Origin of the sequence: Pantoea sp. AN62 (genome assembly GCF_050432985.1) — a bacterium.
In the GTDB taxonomy this organism is placed as follows: Bacteria; Pseudomonadota; Gammaproteobacteria; order Enterobacterales; family Enterobacteriaceae; genus Pantoea; species Pantoea brenneri.
Genome location: NZ_JBNPYB010000039.1, coordinates 1 through 3,564, shown reverse-complemented (window position 1 = coordinate 3,564; position 3,564 = coordinate 1). Strand labels below are relative to the sequence as shown.

The 3,564-nt window shown below is 58.3% G+C and carries 3 protein-coding genes; all 3 read right to left on the bottom strand.

Going from position 1 to position 3,564, the window contains the following annotated elements:
• Nucleotides 1-453 precede the first annotated feature (453 nt).
• Nucleotides 454-1,110, bottom strand: a complete 657-nt coding sequence (locus tag FHW04_RS23360; protein ID WP_089562637.1) for an ABC transporter transmembrane domain-containing protein — start codon at nt 1,108-1,110, stop codon at nt 454-456.
• A gap of 64 nt (nt 1,111-1,174) precedes the next feature.
• Nucleotides 1,175-1,963 (bottom strand): ABC transporter ATP-binding protein, encoded by a 789-nt coding sequence (locus FHW04_RS23355; RefSeq protein ID WP_227022008.1) that lies wholly within the window; start codon nt 1,961-1,963, stop codon nt 1,175-1,177.
• 556 nt (nt 1,964-2,519) lie between these two features.
• Nucleotides 2,520-3,410 carry an ABC transporter substrate-binding protein gene (locus FHW04_RS23350; RefSeq protein ID WP_089562635.1) on the bottom strand — a complete coding sequence of 297 codons (891 nt, stop codon included), beginning with the start codon at nt 3,408-3,410 and terminating at the stop codon, nt 2,520-2,522.
• Nucleotides 3,411-3,564 lie beyond the last annotated feature (154 nt).

Below are 3,564 nucleotides of genomic sequence, written 5' to 3'. Positions count from 1 at the left end.
AACTTTTGCTTTGCCACGGAATGGTCTGTGTTGTCGGGAGGATGCGTGATCTGATCCTTCAACTCAGCAAAAGTTCGATTTATTCAACAAAGCCAACGCGCGTATGAACTCATCGGCCTGCGCCTGCTGCGCAGCCTGAATCACCTGCTCCAGAGTCGCGTCCGGCCGACCCAGGCGAATAGTGTTCTCCAGCGTATCGTCAAACAGCCAGCTCTCCTGCGACGCCTATGCAATATGTCTGCGGAGCAAAGCCTCATCCATATCGTCCAGCGAAACGTCACCCAGCTGAATCGTGCCAGAGGTCGGCGCATAAAAACCCAGCAGCAAATAAGCGAGGGTGGTTTGCCACTTCCTGACTGTCCGGCAATGGCGACGCGGCTTACCGGTTCAATCACAAACGTCAGGTTACGCAGCACGCAGGCTTGCGTCTGCGGATAGGTAAAGCTCACCTGTTCAAAGTTGACGCGCGAACTGGCTGGCCGGCGAAGCCGGCGCTTTGGCGGCGGCGCGCAGAGCGCCGACCTGCTGCAGCTTACTGGCGTAACGTCCAGTGGCGTCAGACATCTGCAACTCCCTCCAGCCCAATATCACCTCAATCAGCAGGCTGTTCAGTGTGCTTTTGTGCTCAGCAACACGCGCTCCGTTTAGTATGGCGCGTCGAAAAAAGCATCGCGGGATCAGCATATTCAGTACGACACAGGGCAAAAATATCAGTGCCAGCGGCGGAGCAATAAACAGCAGTATCAGCAGCGCGAGGCCGGGCATCAGGAAAGCTGTCAGGTAATCCACCAGCATATGCGCGTAGAATCGTTCCATCATTTCGGCATCACGGGTCGCCGTGGCGGCGATGTCGCCCAGACGCTGCTCGCCGATATGCGCTGGCGCGGCGCGCGCCAGGCCATCAAAGATACCCAGCTGCAGCGTTTCAATCAGCGCAAAGGCCAGATCGTGTGAGTACCATGCCAGCGCGGTCGCGAGCGCAGCCAGCATCAGATAACCGGCCACGTCCGTAAAGGGTGCGTCGCTCAGGGCCTGCATCACCATGCCGCCGCCCAGCACGATGCAGGCAAAGGCGCCGCACTGCGCGCTGACGCCAGCGAGTAGCGTCATTGCCAAACGGAATTTATGCGCGGCGACAGGCGAAAACAGGCTGCGCCAGAAAAAAGAGGGCGTTTCATGATGCGCTCTCCAGCGAGGCGAAATAGCCAGACTGCTTACGCAGCTGCGCAGGCGCGCCCTGTTCAACAATACGACCCGCCTGCAGCACCACGATATGGTCCGCCTGCGCGACAGCGTTCATACGGTGCGCAATGCTGATCAGCGTACAGCGACGGCTGAGCGTAGCGATAACCTGCTGCAGCGCCACTTCGCTGGCGACATCAAGACTGGCGGTGATCTCATCAAGGATTAACAGCGGGGATTCCTTTAGCAGCGCACGTGCAATCGCCACCCGCTGCCGCTGTCCGCCTGAGAGCAGGCTGCCGCCTTCGCTCAGCGGCGTATTCAACTGTTGCGGCAGCGTGCGTACCCAGTCTGCGAGCTGCGCCTGCTGCAGCGCGTGCCATAGCGCTTCGTCAGTCGCATCAGCGGCGCTGAGTCGGAGATTTTCCGCCAGCGTGCCGTCGAACAGAAATACCTGCTGCGATACCCAACTGATGCGGCTGCGCAGGGCGGAAAGCGCGAAAGAGTCGATGGGCTGCCCGCCCAGCAGAATAGTGCCGGAATCTGGCACAGCGAAGCGCGTAATCAGCTGCGCCAGCGTGCTTTTGCCTGAACCCGACGGCCCGATCAACGCGGTATGCCGGTTCTCCTCAATACAAAGCGACAGCTCATTAAACAAATATTCAGCCTGCCCCGGCCAACGATAGCTCACGCGTTCAAACCGTAAATCGTTACGGGCCGGAAGCGGGGCGGGATGATGGGGTTCGCCGATCGCTTTTTCTGCCTGGCTGAGCGCTTGCATCGCGGGTTTTATCTCCTGCGCCGCCCACAGCGTGTGCAGTACGTTTTCCAGCTCGAACAGAGGACGAAACGCCTGCCAGAGGATCAATAGCGTCAGTAGCAGAACGGCTGGGTCAAGATCCCCCTGCGTGACCCGAAAAGTATTTACTGTCAGCAGGCAGGCCGTGCCGGAAAGGGCAAGGCCGCGGGTTATGCCGCTGCGCATCATGGTTGCGCGCAAAGCGGACATTGATTCCGTGCGCAGCGCGGCGGCATGCGCTGCCAGACGGGCACGAAAGCGCGGAACCGCGTTAAACGCCTTAAGCGTCAGCATGCCCTGCAACGCATCAAGCAGGCCATCGGCCATCCGTTGCATCGCGGCAAATACCCCCACGATATGCTGTCGTCGACGGGTCATGAAAAGGTAATCAGCCAGCGGGCAGGCCAGCAGAAAGGCCAGCAATATTCCTCCAGACAGAACGTCAATCCATCCCAGCGTGACGCTGGTGAGCAGGCCGGCAAACAGCGCTGGATGAAACATTTTTGCCATCGCCGCCACCCCGATAAAGTAGAGAGGACTATCGAAGAAGAACAGCCAGACGCCGCCGCTTCTGCCAGCTTTGACCGCGGGCAGGCTGGCAATTTCCGCTGCGTGGAGCAGATGCTGACTGCTCTGCGCCACCTGCTGTGGCGTGGCGCCGGTGCCGTTCACGGCTCACCGCTGAACCGCCTCCCATCAGATAAAAATCGGGATTACGCGAAAGAATATACTCCGGGTTGAGCTTGCCGACTGGCGCGCTCAGCTTGTCTTCCCCGATGCTGTGTCCGCCTGCCGCTGCAATAAAATCGCTCATATTTCCAGGACCGGAGGTAAAACAGCAGTCGCCTTTGCCAGGGTTGAGATGGAAGAATACCGATGGACGGGAAGAGACGCCTGCCAGACGCTTTTTGACCTCATTCATATGCTGCTGCCAGAAGGCGATGACCTGCTGTGCGCGTGCCTCCTGACCCAAAACCTTACCCAACAATTGCCGACCAGGCACAGTATTGACCCGTGGCTTACGGAAGAAGTCGACAAAGATATAGGGAATATGCGCGGCGTCCAGCGCTTCCAGCCCGGGCGGAATCGGTCCGTAAAGCGTAAAAATCACCAGGTCGGGTCTGGCGGCGATAGTGGCCTCCAGAGAAAAAGTGCCGCTGTTCATGGTGCCAAACACCGGAATCGCGCGGACGGCGGGGTAACGCTGAAGCACACCTTGCCAGGTGGCAGGTGAATAACGCTGCAGATCGTCGCCCCAGCCAACAACGTGGGCAATGGGATCTTTCTCCAGAAGCGCCAGCGTAATAAGGTGACGGCTTTCACCCAGTATGATGCGCGTTGCCGGACCTGCCAGCGTAACGCGACGATCCAGCATATCGGTTACGGTGATCGACGCGCGGGCGGTGACAGCAACGGTCCCTGACAGCATCCAGCGAAGCGTATAATCTGAAGTGCATTTCTGAATCGATTTACTTATAGTTCACATATGGCTTTGTTGAATAAATAAGATTTCTTGCGAACGACCCTGTAGCTGGCTGGATTTTCAAGCAATACGCACGCTTTCTGGCATCCCAGCCTTTGTC

Bases quoted from the DNA above. Each gene is read 5' to 3' on its own strand.
- FHW04_RS23360 (WP_089562637.1), bottom strand. From the start codon at position 1,110: ATGACGCTACTCGCTGGCGTCAGCGCGCAGTGCGGCGCCTTTGCCTGC.
- FHW04_RS23355 (WP_227022008.1), bottom strand. From the start codon at position 1,963: ATGCAAGCGCTCAGCCAGGCAGAAAAAGCGATCGGCGAACCCCATCAT.
- FHW04_RS23350 (WP_089562635.1), bottom strand. From the start codon at position 3,410: ATGCTGTCAGGGACCGTTGCTGTCACCGCCCGCGCGTCGATCACCGTA.